Here is a 17105-nt window from a genome sequence, read left to right as displayed (position 1 = left end):
ATCCGTTATTTGCGGAGAGGCTGATTAAAACGATACTTCATTGAAATGACAAAATAGCTGCCTATCTGCTGAGTGTGGCGTTCATACAATCCGTCTGCCATAGCGCCACGGTAGTAATTCTTCTGCTGGCTGAGTATGTCCACCCAGTTGGCAGACAGTTCGGCCTGTTTCTTTTTCAGGAAACGCCATGTGACGCTTGCATTCCAGACGAGTTGGTCGTCGTCTCCCTTGTCGATGTTCGTGCCGTTTCGGAAAGAGTAATTGGCATCCGTTCTCAGTTGTATGCTTCCCGGGAGGTCGGCAAAGGTATTTAGCCCGAAGCTGTAATTGCGGGTGTACGTATTTGTTTCTAACAGCGAGTTGGAGGAATGCTGAAAATCCCACCTTCCGTTTAGTTCAAGATTGCCCCATTTAGGTTGGTAGGACAAACGCAGTTCACTGTTTATTCCCGTGTTATGGGTAGCGCTGCGTTCAGGTTGCTCGGTCTGGTTCTCGTTGATGAGTCCGACGTTTTGGGACAGATTACCTCCGGCATTGGCATTGATGCCAAAACTCTTGATGCGCTTTTGATAGCGCAACATACTGCCTGCATTCCAGTTTCCGTTTATATTGACCGGATAAGTTTCGCGTCCGCCTGTCTGCTGGTTATAGGTCACCGCACGAGTTTGGCTGTTGATTCTGTTTTGTAGGTTCAGTGAGGCGAAAATGCCTTTATCAGTGTTCTGCGCTTCCAGTCGGAAATATTGGTCGTAGGTAGGTTTCAGGTTGGGATTACTCCGTGTGATGTTCAGTGGATCACTATTGTTGGTTGGTGAAATCAAATCCTGCAAGGAAGGCTGCCGGGAACTCCCGAAATAACTGAAGGTCAGCCTGTTCTTCCTTTTCTGCCAGGAGACTCTCAATGTTGGGCGGAAGCCGACAGAATGAATGGCAGTGTCTGCCCTTTGCAAACCGGTTTTCTGATCCAAAGTGCGCCGTTCGGGTTGTACGGATAACCCAAGGTTTACGTTCCATATAGTATCGGAATAGTTGAGATAGAAATCTATCGCATGTTGCAGGGTACTGCTGTGGCTTCGGTTACTTAGGCTGTCAATGTAGTGCGCTTCATATCCCGGAGGTAGGAAACCCACTTTCTCCTCTGTATCTTCCATAAAGCCGGACAGGTCATAAGTATTGCGATCATCTTGTTGCTTACTATAATTAAGGTTATAAGAAACCTGTGAGCGCAGTTGCTTTGTGAAGGGATGTGTGAACATCAGCCCGATACCTTGTTCCCGGTTGGGTGAAAGGGAAGATGCGTATTGGTTGCGATAAAGCACGGAGTCCCTTCCGGCACTGTTCTTCAGTTGATAATAGGTGGTTGAGGAGATGGAAAAGTTTTCGTTTTCGCCCTCATTGCCATTGTACTGTGCTGTCAGGCCGATGGAACTGCCTTTCTTGTTCAGCCGGCGCATGATATTGGCATGAAATGAGTAGCGTTCCTGTTCGCCTCTCATCAGTGAATTCATGGCAATGTCATTGACCTTCTGCTCATCGGGCACACGGTCGATGTCATTGAAAGGATTCAGTATATCCAGATGAGGATTTTCATTGAACGTGGCCTGACGGTTGTTATTAGCACTATTATTGCGAATGAGGCTGAAATTACCGAAGACATGAACAAAAGTCATAGTGTCTATTTGCCAGCTTAGGGACATTGTTGCATTCATATTGCGGTTACGATTCGCGTTGTTTCCGGCAGAATATTGATATTTGTTTCCGCTCGTCAGGTACTGCTCGTTGTAGGCGGACGATTCATTGCCTTGGTTGTTATGATAATACATCAGGTTTCCGTTGATATTCAACTTCTCACTGAACTTCTTCATAAAATTCATGGCGACATTTTCCTGTATGTTATCCTTGTAGCTGGTTCTCATGTCGAGGTTGCCGGAATGGGCGATTACAGAGAGGTTGTTTCCGTTCTTCTGGAAGTAATTACCCTGCAGGTCGAAGTTCTTCTTATTGTGATTGCCGTATCCGGCTTTTCCCGATGCCAGCAGGGTGCCGTTGAACTCCTCTTTGGTTTGCAGGTCGAGCACGTAGTTTTCCTCTCCGGTTTTCACTCCTGTCAGTTTTTCCAGCTTACTCTTCTTATCATATACTTTTATCTTGCTGATGATGTTTACAGGCAAGTTTTCCAATGCCATGCGGTTGTCTCCGGCAAAAAAGGCTTCGCCGTTCACGTTGATTTCCTTGATGGGCAGTCCGTTGTATTTCAGCGTTTTGTTTGTACTGTCGTATTCCATTCCGGGGATACGTTTCACGAGTGCTTCGAGGTATGAACCTTCCGGGGTTTTGTAGGCTGCGGCGTTGATAACGGTGGTATCGCCTACCTGGTCCATCTCACGAATTTGCCCTTTGACCGTAACTTCGCCCAGTTCAATACCTTCTTCCAGCAGGATGCTGCCCAGATTGATGGTGGAAGATTTGCCGTCCAGTTGGTAGAAAACGGATTCCATCCCCGTATATGAAGCTTTTAATAAGTAATCTGTTCCTTTTTGTGGAATGAATTGAAGATTGAAATGACCATTTGCATCACTTGCAACTCCTTTTACAAAAGTAGAATCTTTTCCGGTCAGGATGACGACACTTGCATAAGGCAGAGGCTCTTTACTGTCTTTGTTCTCTGCCACAGTGCACACCTGTCCCTTGACTGTTCTTGTTTTTTGGGCAAATAGAATAGTCGGGACCAGTAAGAGCAGTAATAGAGTCCAGAATTTGTGCACGTTTTTCTGTATTATTGTAAGTAGGCACAAAAATAGGGAGTTTTGATTGTATTCAATATTATTATAAAGGGAAAACGTTCTTTTTTCGTAGAATTTATAGTATTTTTGCTTGGTGTTAATTCAATAATGAAAACCGACAAACTTAAATATATATTTGCCTTTGTTTTTCTGCTATGTGCTTTCTTATGCGGAGTAAACTTTAAACAGTGGTATACTACCAACCATCGTCTGGAAAAACATATCTCACTTGTTTACTCTTTTTCACCGAATGATGGCGGTTACGGGAATTTTGAGGAACTCTTGCAACAGGCATTCAGGAAACAGGGGATAGAACCTGTATTCGATAAGTTTTATCTGGATTGCAATAATCTCACTACGAAGGATGAAATAGAAAGTATGAAGACCTATCTTGAGATTCTTAGGAACCGCCGGGTAGACCTTATTCTTACGGTAGGCGACCAGTCAACATTCACTTTGCTTTCCACCCGTCACCAATTGCTTTCTTCCATTCCGGTGGTGGCTTGCAACGTACATTTCCCCGATGAAAAACTCATTGAAGAATATGAAGGTAGTCGAATCTATGTGCTGCGGGATACTCCGGACTTTAAACGTAACATGGATTTCATAGCATCATTACACCCCGATGTGAGCATGGAGATTGTCTATAATGTAGACTTGACTGTTCTTGGGCGTAAGTCATTTGATTTGTTTACCCGGTTCATTGACAGGAGAAATGTTCAGGTTTTAGCCTATGAGTCGGCTTTCTCCGCACAGCTTCAGTACAGGAAGTTGGAGGAAATGATTGAGTACTATAATCTGAAGCCAGCAGTGGCGAGGCAACGTTTTAAGAAGGAGAAACTGACCATAAGCCTTTGTCCTTTCCGCTATATAAAAGGGACTTCCTTGCTCGTTATGATGGAGAAGTCGAGAACTGACCGGGGTAAACAGGTATTTCTGCTGGATAAGTTTGATATGATGGCACTCCCGATAGTTAAAGCTATGGATATTCCCTCTTTCAGTTGTATACGTGAGGGGTTTGGAGAAGGTTCCAAGATTGTAGGTGGTTACATGGCTACTGATGAGATTTCTGCCCGGTCTGCTGCTGAATTCTCAGTCCGCCTGATGAATAAGGAGAAAATGGACATGCCTGAAATCAGGGATTTGGAGAAGGAGTATGTGCTCGATTGGACTTATTTCTCTGCTCATAGCAGTTATCATATAAAAACCGTGCCGAAAAATGTGCGTATCATCAATTATCCACTCTACGACCATTATCGCGAAGAACTCTATCTGCTGGTCGGGTTGTTCATCCTTACTTTTATTCTCGTATTAATCAGTCTGTTGCGTATGCGCCGGCATTCCCGGATTGCACGTAAGAATATGGAGATGCTTGAAGAGGCCCATAAACGCCTGACGCTTTCTACAGATGGAGGCCGGGTTTCGCTATGGAATATGCAAGGGAATGATATAGAGTTTGATGAGAATTATACGCGTCTGGTGGGGTTGGAACAGAGGAAGTATGCGAGAATGGATTTTCTGAAATATGTGCATGCTGATGATGTGCCGTTATTGAATTCATTATATGAAACACTACATCAATCTACGGATATGCAGGTGCAGCATGCGCGATTCTGCTTTGGTGAGGATGGTTACCGTTGGTATGAACTCCGGTGCCGTAGCCTGAAAGATGCAAAAGGAAAGATAATGCTGGCAGGTATCATGCAAGATATTCAGGAACAGATGGAACGTGAGGAACAGCTTATTCTGGCTAAACAAATAGCTGAAAAAGCTGAATTGAAGCAATCCTTCCTTAACAATATGAGTCATGAAATCCGTACTCCACTCAATGCCATTGTTGGTTTTACGAACTTGTTGGTAGGTGAGGGTGCTGACGAGGTTGAACCGGAAGAACGGGAGGCTATGCTCGAACTGATCAATCGTAACAATGATTTGCTTCTGAAACTGATTGATGATGTGGTGGAGATTTCTCGTCTGGACTCCGGAAATATGAGCTTTGAGATAAAAGAATGGGACATGGTGGAGGTTGTGAAGGAGATTTATAGGGCTTATCAGTCCTTAATCCAACCTTCGCTGCATTTCCGGCTTGAACTGGACGAAAAGGCTTCTCCTCTACTTGTCAATATAGATCGTTTACGCTTTATCCAGGTTATTTCTAACTTCCTGAACAATGCGAATAAATTTACCCGGAATGGTACGGTAACATTGGGATGTAAAGTGGATAAAAGCCATAATCAGGTTAGTGTATACGTAGAAGATACCGGTAAAGGCATTGAGGCTAAAGAACTCATGATGATTTTTGACCGTTTTTATAAGGCTGACGAGTTTGAACAAGGAAGTGGACTCGGACTTTCCATTTGTAAGGTTATCATTGAAAGGCTGTGCGGGCGTATAGAGGTACAGTCGGAAGTAGGAAAGGGTAGCTGTTTCACGGTAATTCTGTCTTTGGCAAATCCGGTTATAGAATAACTGAAAGATTTCTTCGCCACCTTTTGTTGCAAGTATATAAAAGCTCCTCTGCCGGGAAACTGGCAGAGGAGCTTTCGTGATATTAATCAAATGTAGAAAGGGCTATTTAGTCTTTCAGTTTTGCGATGATGAAGTCGCGGTTCAGGCGAGCGATGTTGCTGATAGAAATGTTTTTCGGACATTCGGCTTCGCAAGCGCGAGTGTTGGTACAGTTACCGAATCCGAGTTCGTCCATCTTGCTCAACATAGCTTTCGCACGGCGCAATGCTTCCGGTTTACCTTGCGGCAGCAAGTTCAACTGGCTGACTTTGGCAGAAACAAACAACATAGCAGAACCATTCTTACATGCAGCTACACAAGCACCGCAACCGATACATGCAGCAGCATCCATAGCTTCGTCGGCAATCTGCTTCGGAATCAGGATAGCGTTGGCGTCCTGAGGAGAACCTGTACGTATGCTGACATAACCACCGGCTTGCATAATCTTATCGTAAGCTGTACGGTCTACCATCAAGTCCTTGATTACCGGGAAACCTGCAGAACGCCACGGTTCAACAGTGATAGTGTCACCATCGTTGAAACGGCGCATATAGATCTGGCAGGTAGTAGCACCTGTTGCAGGACCATGAGGATGTCCGTTAATGTAGAGTGAACACATACCGCAGATACCTTCGCGACAGTCATGATCGAATACAACCGGCTCTTCACCTTTGCTGATAAGTTCTTCGTTCAAGATATCCAGCATTTCGAGGAATGAAGTGTCACCGGGGATATCTTTCATTGGGTATGTTTCAAAAGTACCTTTTGCTTTCGGACCTTTCTGGCGCCATACCTTGAGCGTGAATGATATATTTTTATCCATTTTCTTTAATTCTTTAAATGTTCAACTTCCCGATTAGCTCTTATAGTTACGAGTCTGTACCTTGATTGCTTCGTAAACCAACGGTTCTTTCAGCAACTCAGGAGCTTTTTCGTCGGAGCCTTGATATTCCCAGCAAGCAACGTAGAAGTAGTTTTCGTCATCACGTTTTGCTTCGCCTTCCTCAGTCTGGTATTCTTCACGGAAGTGACCACCGCAGCTTTCGTTACGGTTCAGAGCGTCGTAAGCAACCAATTCACCCATGATAATGAAGTCGTACAGGCGGATAGCTTTATCCAGCTCTACGTTCATACCTTCTTTATCTCCGGGGATGAACAAGTCTTTTTCAAATGTCTTACGGATTTCTTTCAGTTTAGCAATACCGGTCTTCAAGCCTTCTGCTGTACGGCCCATACCTACATATTCCCACATTACGTGACCCAGTTCCTTGTGGATAGAGTCTACCGACTTCTTGCCCTTGATGTTCATCATCCAGTTGATTTTCTCCTGGATAGCTTTCTCTGCTGCTGCAAATTCAGGCAGGTCGGTAGAGAAACGGGGAACTGTAATCTGGTCGGCCAGATAATTCTGAATAGTGTAAGGCAATACGAAGTAACCGTCAGCCAGACCTTGCATCAATGCAGAAGCGCCAAGGCGGTTTGCACCGTGGTCGGAGAAGTTACACTCACCGATAGCGAACAGACCCTTGATAGAGGTCATCAATTCGTAGTCAACCCAGATACCACCCATTGTGTAGTGGATAGCCGGATAAATCATCATCGGATTATAATATTTCACACCGGCAATTTCTTTTGCCAGCTCACCCGGATTAACGTCAGTGATTTCCTCGTACATATCGAAGAGGTTACCATAACGCTGGAGAACAATATCAATACCTAAACGGCTGATAGCCTCAGAGAAATCGAGGAATACTGCCAAGCCTGTATTGTTCACACCGAAACCAGCATCGCAACGTTCCTTAGCAGCACGGCTGGCAACGTCACGCGGCACTAAGTTACCGAATGCCGGATAGCGGCGTTCCAAGTAATAGTCGCGGTTTTCTTCGGGAATATCGCTTCCCTTGATTTCACCCTTCTGGAGTTTTATGGCATCTTCTTTCTTCTTCGGAACCCAGATGCGACCGTCGTTACGCAGGGACTCCGACATCAAAGTCAGTTTAGACTGCTTATCACCGTGAACAGGAATACAAGTGGGGTGAATCTGTACCATAGCCGGGTTGGCCATCCATGCACCCTTGCGATAGCAAGATATAGCGGCCGTACAGTTACAAGTCATAGCGTTGGTAGACAGGAAGTAGGCATTTCCGTAACCACCGGTAGCAATAACTACTGCGTGGGCAGCGAAACGTTCCAGTTTACCGGTAACGAGGTCTTTAGCAATGATACCGCGTGCACGTCCGTCGATGAGGACAACATCCTGCATTTCATAACGGGTGTACAGTTTCACAGTACCTGCATTTACCTGGCGGCTCAGTGCAGAGTAAGCACCCAGCAACAACTGCTGTCCGGTTTGACCGCGGGCATAGAACGTACGTGATACCTGGGCACCACCGAAAGAACGGTTGTCCAGCAGGCCGCCGTATTCGCGGGCAAAGGGAACACCTTGTGCCACACATTGGTCGATGATGGCGTTGGATACCTCTGCCAAGCGATAAACGTTAGCTTCGCGGGCACGATAGTCACCACCTTTTACAGTATCATAGAACAGACGGTAAACAGAGTCACCGTCGTTTTGGTAATTCTTAGCAGCGTTGATACCGCCCTGTGCAGCAATGGAGTGTGCACGACGCGGAGAATCCTGAATACAGAAGTTGAATACTCTGAAACCCATTTCACCGAGTGAAGCGGCGGCAGAAGCACCTGCCAATCCCGTACCTACCACGATGATATCCAAACGACGCTTATTGGCGGGGTTAACTAATTTCTGGTGAGCTTTATAGTTGGTCCATTTCTCAGCCACCGGTCCTTCCGGAATTTTTGAATCTATCTTAGTCATAATGCTATTTTTTTTAAAGTTTACGAGGCTACAGTTGACAAGTTTACGAGGAGAATGCTTTTTTGTCTTGTTCCCTTGTATCTTGTCTCCTTGTTTACTACATAATTGATTTTGCAAAGAATACGACAACTACCAGGGCGAAGCATACAACAACGATAGTGGAGTAGATGTTAGAAATGCATTTCCAACGGTTAATCCATACTTTGTTGTTCCAGCCCAGGGATTGCATGGAGCTCCAGAAACCGTGAGTCAGGTGGAACCACAATGCAGCGAGCCAAATGAGGTAAAGCACTACGTATACCGGATTGCTGAATGTGTTTTCAATGTGATGAACACCGTTAGCGGCGAATTCCAGTGCAGTTGCGTCAGCACACATACCCATGTTGTGCATCAACTCGGGGAGCTGCATCTTTGCCCAGAAGTTAATCAAGTGAAGACCCAGGCCTACGATTACGATAAGACCCAGCACGAGCATGTTCTGAGAAGCCCATTCCACAGTCTTGGGTTTGTCTACTACAGCATAGCGCTCGCTACCGCGCGCTTTGCGGTTTTGCATCGTCAGCCAGAAGGCGTAGATGATGTGAATGATGAAAAGGGCAGCCAAACCTACCGTAGCCACCAAGGCATACCAGTTTGCTCCCAGGAACTCACAAACCATGTTGTATCCCTCTGCCGAGATTAATGCAACCAGGTTCATCGCCATGTGAAACGTCAGAAACAGGACAAGGGCGATACCGGTAACGCTCATCACCACTTTCCTTCCTACAGATGAATTACTTAACCACATAAATGATTGAATTTAAATTATTTAATAGTTCGAAAATTTGCTTTTCCTTAGAGCTTCCCGCTAATTTCCCGCAAAAATAGAAGAAATACATTGATTAAACAAGGAATTAAAGAAATAATTCCGTAATTAAAACAGGAGATAGAAGTTGACAAGGCAACAAGGGAACAAGCCGACAAGGGGATAAGGAGACAAGGGGACAAGAGTCGATTAGTCTTCTTTGTCTCCTTGTTCCCTTCCTCCCTCGTCTCCTTTCTCTTTTATGATAGTGATTTTTTCTCCATTGGCGGCACGTTTCCGCAGGGCCCGGGGCGTATCTCCAAAGGAATCTTTGCAGAAGTGGGCGAAATGGGACAAGGAGTCGAAACCATATCGCGCACTGATGACCGAAACACGTTGTTTAGTGAATTGCAGGTCGTTCAGAATGCCTTCACGCTTCTTGTCCAATATCCATTCATATACAGGTACATTGTACATATTTTTAAACAAGCGGCGGAATGTAGTGGTGGTATATCCTCCCAGATGGGCAAATTCTTCCACATTCTTCACCTTGTCGTAGTTCTGCATAATGAAATAATGGAAACTTTCAGTATAAGTACTGATGGGGTAGAAGAAGGTGCTTATCTGGCGTATTGGATAATAGCAGGTCAATATGTAAACCAGTTCCTGACGCTTAAGATCGAGATATTTTCCGCAAGCGGCGGGTTGTTCCTTGAAATAATCGACGATATCGTGTAGCAAACGTTCCAGTTTTGCGTTGGCTATCAGTGGCGTGTAGGTCAGTGGAGCTTCGGAGCGTTCCAGAATATCCTTATAGCGGTCCTCGCACAGAACAGGGAGTTCCGTAAACCAATAAGCGATATATTCTACATCGGTCAGCGCCAGTAGTTCCATTTTCGAACCGATGGCTTGCAAAACACATTGTTTACTTTGAAGAGTAGTTCCCGGATATTCGTTACTATTTACCAGTAACTCACCCTTCAATACAAAAATCATGCAATTTTGTGTACACTTCTCTGCAGAGAAATGCTGCCCCTGAGGATATTGGCGGTATGCCAACGTCCCCTCAGAAACTTTCGGGCACAGACTACAATCTACTTGCCGTGTACAAAGAGTGTCTTTTGTCATGAAATATAAGACGAATTACTAAAATTATGGCAACAAAGATAGAATTTTTTTGTGAATACTCTAACAAAATCGTCTATCTTTGCAGCAAACTATAAGAAAGACTGCATGAAACGGACTATTTTTTTTGTATTTTTTGCTTCCTTAGTTGTATTCAGTATTTCCGCACAAAACTGGGACATTAATACTTTACATAAAATAAATAGTTGGGATGGTAAATTTATTCGCAACTATAATAAAATAATTTCCCGTACAGAACCTTACATTGCTGTGGGAGTCCCTGTAGCAATGGCGTTGGCTGCCTGGGTAAAGAAAGACCGCGAATTATTGAAGGATGCCATATATGTAGGAACCAGTGTCGCCGGTGCTTTTGTGGTGACTTATGGCATGAAATATCTTATAGACCGTGAACGTCCGTTCGACCGTTATCCCGACCGGGTGCATGCTTATAGCTACGAAAGCAGTCCTTCCTTTCCTTCGGGGCATACGGCAACTGCTTTTGCACTGGCAACCTCGCTTTGTGTGAGGTATCCGAAGTGGTACGTGATAGCTCCTTCCGCCTTGTGGGCATGCTCTGTCGGGGTATCCCGTATGAATGAAGGTGTGCACTATCCGTCCGATGTACTGGCGGGTGCAGTCATCGGAGCCGGATGTGCGGTAGTCAATATCTATGTGAACCGCTGGCTTAATAAATGGTTGTTCGGTAATTAAAAGGACAGTTTCTGCTCGTAAATCTTTTCGTCCAAAATCTTGAGCGCTTGTTGTACGCTGTTGTTCGTGGTGTTTATCACCTGGAAGTATTCGTTCATATCCCACAGGTCGCGGGCAATCAAGGCTTTCAATTGTGTCTTAATCAAAGGCAATGATTTGTTGTATTGCTCTTCATTGAACTCAATCTTTTCCTTTTCGGCAGCAGCACGTATGTCTGCAAGCATCTGTTCGTCTATCTCGAACTTACTGTTGAAGGAGTCGAACTTCTTATATTTTTCCTGTAACTCTTTCCGGTGGTTCTCGATGTACTTTGTCGTTGCTTTGATGACAACGCCTTTGGCAACCAGGTTCCGGTGGTAATCGGTGTATTGGGTGGTGTCAATCGGTACGAAGTAATCGGGCATGATACCACCGCCGCCATATACGGTACGTTTCAGCTTTTTGGTGGAATTCTTCAGTGAGTCGGGGAAGTGGATACTGTCGGCGTGCATCATCTCTCCACGGTTGAAGCGCTCTACCAAATCCATGTTGTATTTTTCCTGAGTATTCTCGCCTTTAAGTCTGGGACTATCCAGGTTGGCGGTATGGTCATAAGGCTTCTGGATGCAGCGACCGGAAGGGGTGTAATAGCGGGCAATAGTCAGACGTATCATGGAACCGTCGGGCAGGTCGATGGGCCGCTGAACTAAACCTTTGCCAAAAGAGCGTCGTCCCACAACTAAACCTCTGTCCCAGTCCTGTACGGCACCGGTCACGATTTCGCTTGCGGAAGCGGAATATTCATCGACCAACACAATGAGGCGTCCATTCTTGAAGTTACCCGTACCCCTGGCGTAGAAGTTGCTGCGCTGTGAGGTTCTTCCTTCAGTATATACGATAAGCTCTTTCTGTTGCAGGAATTCATTGGCAAGGTCGATAGCCGCATTCAGATAGCCGCCGCCATTGCCTTGCAGGTCGAGTATCAGGTCTTTCATGCCCTGTTTTTGTAATCCTTTGAGGGCGGTCGTAAATTCTTCGGCGGTAGTGGCACCGAAACGGTTGATACGGATATAGCCTGTTTTGGGCTGTATCATATAAGAAGCATCCAGACTGAGAATGGGAATTTTATCACGCTTTACGGTGAAAAGCAGAGGGTCGTCCACCCCGCGGCGGACAATAGTCAGTTTAACTTCCGAGTCTTTCGGTCCGCGCAAGCGTGCCATGATATCTTCTGTCGACATCTTCACGCCGGCAATGGCACTGTCGTTTACTGCAACGATACGGTCACCTGCCAGGATACCCACCTTTTCAGAGGGGCCGTTGCTGACGGGCTGTATAATTAATAAGGTGTCTTCTATCATCTGGAACTGCACGCCGATACCTTCAAAATTGCCTTGCAGAGGTTCGTTCATCTTTTTCACTTCCTCGGCATCGTTGTATGTGGAGTGCGGGTCAAGTTGTGCCAGCATGCGGATAATCGCTTCTTCCACCAGTTTGTTTTCGTCCACCGAGTCTACATACAGGTTGGCAATGGCGAATTCTGCCATTTGTAACTTGCGGGCAGCAGCGTTGCCCATCTTTTGTGCCTGCATGTAAGTCATGGCACCACATATACATATTATAAAGATAAGAAGTTTCTTCATCATTCTTTTTTGCTTATCACTAATTCACTAATCACTAAATCTCCATTCCTTCGGGAATAAACTGGCTGATGTCTTTGCCGAACTGTAGCAGCTCGCGGACAGTGGTCGAACTGATACACGTCAGTTCGGGCTCGGTAAAGAGCAGGATAGTTTCGATGCCTGCCAGTTTGCGGTTGATGTCTGCAATGGTTTCTTCGTATTCGAAGTCTTTCACAGTGCGGATGCCACGGACGATGAATTGGGCATTCACCTGCTGGGCAAAATCAATCGTCAGGCAATCGTAAGAATATACTTTGATGCGTGGCTCGTTCCGGTAGAAGTTCCGTATCATTTCCACGCGCTTCTCAATCGGGAAATAGGTGTTTTTGTTCTCGTTGATACCAATTCCGATAATGACTTCATCCATAAAAGTCAGTGCGCGCGCCACTACTGAGGAGTGACCGATGGTGAACGGGTCGAATGTTCCCGGAAAGATTGCTCTTCTCATGATGCCAAGTCTTCTTCTATAACCAGATTGTTGATAATAAAGTTTTGCCGTTCCATGGTATTCTTACCCATGTAGAATTCCAATAACTCTTTTACGAGGTCCGTCTTACGCAGAGTAACCTGTTCCAGACGCATATCCTTGCCAATAAAGTGCCTGAATTCATCAGGTGAAATTTCTCCCAGACCTTTAAAGCGGGTGATTTCTGGATTCGGTCCCAGCTCCTCAATCGCTTTCTGCCGTTCTTCTTCCGTATAGCAATAAGTGGTCTTTTTCTTATTGCGCACGCGGAACAGCGGAGTTTGCAATATATATACATGCCCTTTCTTGATTAAGTCCGGGAAGAATTGCAGGAAGAATGTGATGAGCAGCAGGCGGATGTGCATGCCGTCCACATCGGCATCGGTGGCGGCAATCACTTTGTTGTAACGCAGTCCTTCAATACCGTCCTCAATGTTCAGGGCAGCTTGCAACAGGTTGAATTCTTCGTTTTCATATACCACCTTCTTGGTCAGGCCAAACGAGTTCAGGGGTTTACCACGAAGGCTGAATACGGCTTGTGTGTTCACATCACGGCTCTTGGTGATGGAACCGCTGGCGGAGTCACCCTCGGTGATGAAGATGCAGGATTCTGCTTCCTGGTCCTTGCCTTTGCCATCGTTGAGGTGGTAACGGCAGTCGCGCAACTTGCGGTTGTGCAGGTTGGCTTTCTTGGCACGTTCGCGCGCCAGCTTGGTTACGCCGGCAATGGCTTTGCGCTCTTTCTCGGAGTCTTGTATCTTTTGCAGCATGACTTCCGATACTAAGGGGTTCTTGTGGAGATAGTTGTCCACTTCCGTCTTGATGAAATCACCTACATATTTATTCACGCTTACACCGCCGGGAGACATGGAAGGCGAACCGAGCTTGGTTTTCGTCTGTCCCTCGAACTGAGGTTCCTCCACATTGATGGCGATGGCGGCAACGATACCGTTGCGGATGTCGGCATACTCCTGATTCTTATTGTAGAACTCCTTGATGGTGCGGGCGATATGCTCTTTGAGAGCACTCTGGTGCGTTCCACCCTGTGTGGTATGCTGGCCGTTGACGAAGGAGTAATATTCTTCGCCGTATTGATTGGTGTGCGTAAAGGCTATTTCAATATCCTCTCCTTTCAGATGGATGATGTTATACAACCCCTGTGCGGTCATGTTGTCGTTCAGCAAATCTTCCAGACCGTGGCGGGAGATGATGCGCTGACCGTTATAGATGATGGAAAGTCCCGTATTAAGATAGGTGTAGTTGCGCAACAGGTTCTCTACGAAGTTGGGTTGGAAGGAATAGTTTTGAAACAACGAGCCGTCCGGTTCGAAGAAGATATATGTTCCGCTGTCTTCGTTGCAGGCCTCCGTCACGTCGCTTATCAGGTTTCCTTTTTCAAAAATGGCGATACGGACTTTACCTTCACGGTAGCTGTGTACTTCAAAACGGCTGCTAAGTGCGTTCACGGCTTTGATACCCACACCGTTCAGTCCGACGCTCTTCTTAAAAGCCTTGCTGTCGTATTTACCGCCGGTATTGAGTTTGCTCACCGCTTCAATCAGCTTTCCTTGCGGAATGCCACGACCATAGTCGCGCACGCTGACGCGGAGGTTATCCTCAATGCTTATCTCAATCCGTTTACCCGCACCCATTTTGAATTCATCGATGCTGTTGTCCATTACCTCTTTCAGCAATACATAGATACCGTCGTCGTTCTGCGTACCGTCGCCCAGACGACCGATATACATGCCCGAACGGACACGGATGTGCTCCATGTCGTCAAGATGACGAATGTTGTCTTCCGTATATTCTACATTATTACCTTCGGGCATCAGTCCGTTGATTTCTTCCATAAGTTCTTATTTAGTTGACGAGGTTTACAGTTGACAAGTTGACGAGGGAAATAGTCTGTCTTTCATTATGGTGCAAATATAGTGCCCCCCTTGTTAACTTGTCTCCTTGTCCCCTCTTTATTTAATTTCTTTAATGAACGCCCTGCGTCGCTTATGCTGTTCGGTTTCGAAGTATTCCCATTGGGCTTGTACCTTGCCGTTCAGTTCCAACTCAGGGTTGCTCTCTGCAAATATAAAACCTAATTTTTGATAAACCGGAATTAAATCGGAAAATAACAATGCGTTAACACCTTTGTTCTGGTACTCCGGCTTCACGGCTACGAGCAGTAAATCCAACATCTTGGCACGTCGTTTCATGAACAGCGCTTTCAGCAGATAATACCATCCGAAGGGCAATAACCGTCCGTGTGCTTTCTGCAAAGCTTCGGACAGGGATGGCATGGAAATACCTACAGCAATCAACTGGTCGTCGGCATCCGTGATAAGTGTCACCATGCGGAGGTCCACGATGGGGAGGTACATCTTCACGTATTGGTCAATCTGCCGTTGCGACAGGGCGGAATAGCCGAACAGGGGTTTATACGCTTCGTTCATCAGTTCAAAGATGGCCTGACCGTATTCGCGGGCAATCTTCTTGGCTGATGTGTATTTCTTTATCTTGAGGTTATATTTTCGTTGGATAAGGTCGGAAATGCGCTTGTGCTTGTCCGGTATGGCATCCGGAATGTAGATTTTGAATTCCACCCAGTCGGCATCCTTCTCAAAGCCCATGCGCTCCATGTGTTGCGGATAGTAAGGGTAGTTGTAGGTGGTTGCCATGGTGCTGAGTTGGTCGTAGCCTTCAATGAGCATACCCTCTGCGTCGAAGTCGGTGAAGCCCAGCGGACCTTGTATGTGAGTCATTCCACGCTCTTTTCCCCATTCTTCCACTGTGCGAATCAGTGCATCGGAGACTTCGGGGTCGTCAATAAAATCAATCCAGCCGAAGCGGACATTCTTCTTATCCCAGGTTTGATTGGCTTTGTGGTTGATGATAGCAGCTACGCGTCCCACTATTTGGTTGTCCTTGTAAGCTAAGAAATACTCTGCTTCGCAGAATTCGAATGCCGCATTCTTCTTTTTGCTGAAAGTGTTGAGCATATCGTCGTAAAGGTCGGGGACGGAGTAAGGATTGCCTTTGTATAACCGGTAGTTGAAGCGGATGAACCGTTTCAACTCTTTAGTTGTGGAAACTTTTTTGATTGTTATTGCCATAATTTTATGTCTAATGAGGTGGCAAAGATACATGATAATCTTTAAAATACCACGCGACGGGGATAAAAACTAATTGTAAATAAGTACCACTGTATAAGCTATGTAACAAAGTATCAGTATGCTGCCTTCGATGCGTGTGATAGTTCGCTTGGCAAAGAACAATCCGAATACCCATAGCAGGATACTTGAACCTACCAGTACCAGCAGGTCCAGATTGGTGATACCCGTCAGATGTAGCGGTGTGATAGAGGCGCTGCATCCCAGTACAAAGAATATATTGAAAAGATTGCTTCCGATTACGTTTCCGATGGCAATCTCCGGGTTTTTCTTCAGGGCGGCTACGATGGAAGTGGCAAGTTCGGGCAGAGACGTACCGCCTGCCACGAGTGTCAGTCCGATGACGGATTCACTAACTCCCAGGCTGCGTGCAATGCCACTGGCACCGTCCACAAAGAAACTGCCGCCGGCAATCAGCGCACCCAGTCCGCCTATTATATAGAGTATGGAGCGCCACATGGGCATTTGCTTGATTTCTTCCTCCTCTTCTCCTTCTTTTTTCTCCTGAAAGGCGATGGCAAAGGTATATCCGAGGAAGATGATGAAGAAGCAAAGCAATATCAACCCGTCCGTGGTGCTGAGTATGTTTTCCTGGCTATGGTCCAGTAGCACATCATTGGCACAAATCAGCAGTACGATAGATGAGAGGATGCAGAGGGGGATTTCCTTGCGCAACGTATTCCTGGAAATGACGATAGGGGCGAAGAGAGCCGTGCAACCCACAATCATCAGCGTGTTGAATATATTGCTGCCTACCACATTTCCTATGGCGATGTCCGCACTTCCTTTCAGGGCGGAAGATACACTGACCGTCAGTTCCGGAGCGGAAGTTCCGAAAGCAACGATGGTAAGTCCGATGACGATGGACGGAATATGAAAACGTTTGGCAACGGATGCGGCTCCGTCTGTCAGCCCATTGGCACCTAAAAGGATGAGGAGAAGACCTCCGATAAGAAAGAGAATATCCATAAAAATACTGATTTGGGTGCAAATATAATTAATTCCTTTCATGAAAAGTGAAAAACATTCCGTATGTTTGGCGCGTTAATTAAACTTAAGGTCCGGAG

The 17105-nt window shown here is 46.0% G+C and carries 12 protein-coding genes; 2 read left to right on the top strand and 10 right to left on the bottom strand.

The window, feature by feature from the left end:
- Window positions 1-5 precede the first annotated feature (5 nt).
- The gene (locus tag QZ135_RS06140; protein WP_294606830.1) at window positions 6-2765 is read right to left on the bottom strand and encodes an outer membrane beta-barrel protein; all 2760 of its coding nucleotides are present in this window, start codon (window positions 2763-2765) and stop codon (window positions 6-8) included.
- A 126-nt stretch (window positions 2766-2891) separates the two neighbouring features.
- On the opposite strand from QZ135_RS06140, the gene QZ135_RS06135 reads away from it, so the two are divergent.
- Window positions 2892-5252, top strand: a complete 2361-nt coding sequence (locus QZ135_RS06135; protein ID WP_294606828.1) for a PAS domain-containing sensor histidine kinase — start codon at window positions 2892-2894, stop codon at window positions 5250-5252.
- A gap of 106 nt (window positions 5253-5358) precedes the next feature.
- Here the strand turns inward: QZ135_RS06135 and QZ135_RS06130 are convergent, their stop codons facing one another.
- The 4 genes from QZ135_RS06130 to QZ135_RS06115 all read right to left on the bottom strand — a co-directional run bounded on the left by QZ135_RS06130 (window position 5359) and on the right by QZ135_RS06115 (window position 10039).
- A complete protein-coding gene (locus tag QZ135_RS06130; protein ID WP_294606826.1) occupies window positions 5359-6114 on the bottom strand; it encodes a succinate dehydrogenase/fumarate reductase iron-sulfur subunit in 756 nt (251 codons plus the stop codon).
- A gap of 33 nt (window positions 6115-6147) precedes the next feature.
- Window positions 6148-8127: a fumarate reductase/succinate dehydrogenase flavoprotein subunit gene (locus tag QZ135_RS06125; RefSeq protein WP_294606824.1), complete on the bottom strand. Its 1980-nt coding sequence runs from the start codon at window positions 8125-8127 to the stop codon at window positions 6148-6150.
- Window positions 8128-8224: 97 nt separating this feature from the next.
- The gene (locus QZ135_RS06120) at window positions 8225-8914 is read right to left on the bottom strand and encodes a succinate dehydrogenase/fumarate reductase cytochrome b subunit (RefSeq protein ID WP_294606823.1); all 690 of its coding nucleotides are present in this window, start codon (window positions 8912-8914) and stop codon (window positions 8225-8227) included.
- Window positions 8915-9121: 207 nt separating this feature from the next.
- A complete protein-coding gene (locus QZ135_RS06115; RefSeq protein WP_294606822.1) occupies window positions 9122-10039 on the bottom strand; it encodes an AraC family transcriptional regulator in 918 nt (305 codons plus the stop codon).
- A gap of 105 nt (window positions 10040-10144) precedes the next feature.
- Between QZ135_RS06115 and QZ135_RS06110 the strand changes: the two genes are divergently transcribed.
- Window positions 10145-10747, top strand: coding sequence for a phosphatase PAP2 family protein (locus QZ135_RS06110; protein WP_294606820.1), 603 nt, complete (start codon window positions 10145-10147; stop codon window positions 10745-10747).
- On the opposite strand, the gene QZ135_RS06105 is transcribed toward QZ135_RS06110, so the two are convergent.
- From QZ135_RS06105 to QZ135_RS06085, 5 genes are all read right to left on the bottom strand, one after another.
- Complete coding sequence (locus QZ135_RS06105) at window positions 10744-12369, bottom strand: S41 family peptidase (RefSeq protein ID WP_294606912.1); 1626 nt, start codon at window positions 12367-12369, stop codon at window positions 10744-10746. The two genes, QZ135_RS06110 and QZ135_RS06105, sit on opposite strands and share 4 nt — an antisense overlap.
- Window positions 12370-12403: 34 nt before the next feature.
- Window positions 12404-12856: a pantetheine-phosphate adenylyltransferase gene (gene coaD / locus QZ135_RS06100; protein ID WP_294606819.1), complete on the bottom strand. Its 453-nt coding sequence runs from the start codon at window positions 12854-12856 to the stop codon at window positions 12404-12406.
- Window positions 12853-14727, bottom strand: a complete 1875-nt coding sequence (locus QZ135_RS06095) for a DNA topoisomerase IV subunit B (RefSeq protein WP_294606818.1) — start codon at window positions 14725-14727, stop codon at window positions 12853-12855. The genes coaD and QZ135_RS06095 overlap by 4 nt, the downstream gene beginning before the upstream one ends.
- A 117-nt stretch (window positions 14728-14844) precedes the next feature.
- Window positions 14845-15981, bottom strand: coding sequence for an N-acetyltransferase (locus QZ135_RS06090; protein ID WP_294606817.1), 1137 nt, complete (start codon window positions 15979-15981; stop codon window positions 14845-14847).
- A gap of 69 nt (window positions 15982-16050) precedes the next feature.
- Entirely contained in the window at window positions 16051-17007 is a 957-nt protein-coding gene (locus QZ135_RS06085) for a calcium/sodium antiporter (protein ID WP_294606816.1), read from the bottom strand.
- Window positions 17008-17105 lie beyond the last annotated feature (98 nt).

This window comes from uncultured Bacteroides sp. (genome assembly GCF_905207245.1).
Taxonomy (GTDB): Bacteria; Bacteroidota; Bacteroidia; order Bacteroidales; family Bacteroidaceae; genus Bacteroides.
This window is presented reverse-complemented; position numbering and strand designations above follow the sequence as displayed.